Origin of the sequence: Vibrio sp. YT-18 (genome assembly GCF_033337345.1) — a bacterium.
Taxonomy (GTDB): domain Bacteria; phylum Pseudomonadota; class Gammaproteobacteria; order Enterobacterales; family Vibrionaceae; genus Vibrio; species Vibrio alginolyticus.
The window spans coordinates 1-2,325 of the sequence record NZ_JAWOQO010000056.1 but is presented as its reverse complement, the minus strand read 5'-3'; the positions used below and the strand labels follow the sequence as shown (position 1 = coordinate 2,325).

Sequence of the window (2,325 nt, the reverse complement as noted above, 5' to 3'; positions counted from 1 at the left end):
TTCCTCCTTAGCTCAGTTGGTAGAGCGACGGACTGTTAATCCGCAGGTCGCTGGTTCGAGCCCAGCAGGAGGAGCCATATTAGAAGAAGCCGCATCACTTGATGCGGCTTTTTTGTATTAGTTTAAAGCTAAGCTCTCTCCTACTACTCCATAACGAAATAACATAAGCGCTTTGATTATTAAAAACCGCTTACCGCAAGCTAGCTATCGACTCACTAAGTAACCAGAAAATATTAACCACAAACGCGTGTGGCAAATGGTATGCCTTTCAACTAAAAAAAAGCTAGGTAAAAACCTAGCTTTTTAATTCAATCGGCCATCTCTGAAATCAGCTTAAACCACCAAGACAAATATACTTTGTCTCCAGATATTCATCGAGTCCTTGCTTAGCACCTTCCCGTCCAACACCCGACTCTTTAACTCCACCAAATGGAGCCACTTCAGTAGAGATGATCCCTTCATTCACTCCAACCATGCCGTACTCTAAACCTTCACTAAAAGTCACAATACGCTTCAAGCTATTCGTATAGAAATAGCAAGCCAAACCATATTCTGTATCGTTCGCCATTTCGAGAACTTGATAATCATTTTCAAAGGTAACAATAGGCAACACAGGCCCGAATAGCTCTTGCTGAACAATCGACATATTCTGCGTCACACTATCCAAAAGAACGGGCTCCATAAAGCGACCAGGCCGTCTCTGTAGAGAGTTAGCAATAGAGGCTCCTTCTTGTACAGCTTGATCGATCACCGCCTCTAGTCGATGCTTAGAGGCCATCGTAATAACAGGACCTAATGTGACACCTTTCTCTAAACCATTTCCAAGCTTTAGTTTGCTTAACTTCGACAATACTTTATCAATAAAAGCTTGTTTTACATTTTTATGAACATATAGCCGATTGGTACAAACACATGTTTGCCCTGCATTACGGAACTTCGACGCGACAAGCCCTTCCGCAGCCTCATCTAAGTCTGCATCTTCAAACACGATGAAAGGCGCATTACCACCCAACTCCATCGACACCGCCTTGACTGAATCACTGGCTTGCTTCATCAAAATTTTCCCAACGCGCGTAGACCCCGTAAAAGAGATCTTCTGAATCCTAGGATCAGTACTTAGTACTTGACCAAACTCAGCAGCCTGCTCCGACACCACGACAGAAAGCAGTTCTTTAGGGATACCAGCCTGATAAGCTAATTCAACAACAGCAATTGCAGTGAGAGGGGTAAGCTCTGATGGCTTGATCAACATGCCACAACCTGCCGCTAGGGCTGGTGCTGCTTTTCTTGTAATCATCGCAATAGGGAAGTTCCAAGGTGTAATTGCAGCGCATACTCCCACAGGCTGGCGAATTGCAGATAGACGTCTATCTGTCGTGGGGGCAGGAATAACTTCGCCATAAGCACGTTTTGCTTCTTCTGAGAACCACTCGACAAAAGAGGCACCATACATCACTTCCCCTTTGCTCTCAGCTAAAGGTTTACCCTGCTCTAAGGTAATAATCGTGGCTATGTCTTCTGCATTATCAAGAAGTAGTTGATACCACCCCCTCAAACGACGAGAGCGCTCTTTGGCACTTAATTTAGCCCAACGGACTTGCTCCGTTTTGCACTGACCAATGAGATCATCTAACTCATCAAGAGTACTAGGCTTTAACCGAATTAACTCTTGCTCAGTTGCAGGGTTGATGACCACAATTCCCTCTTCGGAAGACCATTGCTTAAATACAGATTTCAGCGTTTCATTTTTTATTTGTTGCATCATCAAACATACTCCTCAAGAACTCCTCTTAGGTTAATCGCTACTAGCAAGTTCAGCAAAGAAAACAAAGTTTTCTAAAAGGCATTAATTTTCGAAAGACTTAGCTCTCTTCCTCACTATATTTCGGGAAATTGCGCAATCCACGCAACGACGGTTTCGCTCTAAATATGGGAGCAATGAATGTTTGAGAAATAAGAAGTAGAAAATTATTGTTTAAGAGAGACGCTAACAAAACACGCAGTACGGAAGACTATTCATTCTATTACGGTTGAGGGCGAGTGTTATAAAGACTCATTGTTCAAATGGCCAATCTTTCAACGAGGACATGATACAAACTCGGAGTAATTGGAAGTGCAGGCAGCAGGCTCATCTTCCTGAGAAACTCATGTGCCAAAAGGGTAAAGAAAGTCGTATTGTCTCGCCTTCAATGTGTAAATGCATTTCTCGGGGACACGACCAAACGAAAAAGCCCCAGTCTTTCGACTAGGGCTTAATATAAGTGGCGGAGTGGACGGGACTCGAACCCGCGACCCCCGGCGTGACAGGCCGGTATTCTAACCAAC

At 44.0% G+C, this 2,325-nt stretch carries 1 protein-coding gene and 1 tRNA gene; one reads left to right on the top strand and one right to left on the bottom strand.

What is annotated here, in order from left to right:
- The first annotated feature begins 1 nt into the window (after window position 1).
- Window positions 2–77: transfer RNA gene (locus R7M72_RS24180), tRNA-Asn, on the top strand.
- A 251-nt stretch (window positions 78–328) separates the two neighbouring features.
- Here R7M72_RS24180 and R7M72_RS24175 read toward each other — a convergent pair.
- Complete coding sequence (locus R7M72_RS24175) at window positions 329–1,765, bottom strand: NAD-dependent succinate-semialdehyde dehydrogenase (protein ID WP_315956592.1); 1,437 nt, start codon at window positions 1,763–1,765, stop codon at window positions 329–331.
- Window positions 1,766–2,325: the final 560 nt, after the last annotated feature.

What these genes read in the sequence shown, in the direction of transcription:
- R7M72_RS24175 (WP_315956592.1), bottom strand. Translation starts at nt 1,765, where the DNA reads ATGATGCAACAAATAAAAAATGAAACGCTGAAATCTGTATTTAAGCAA.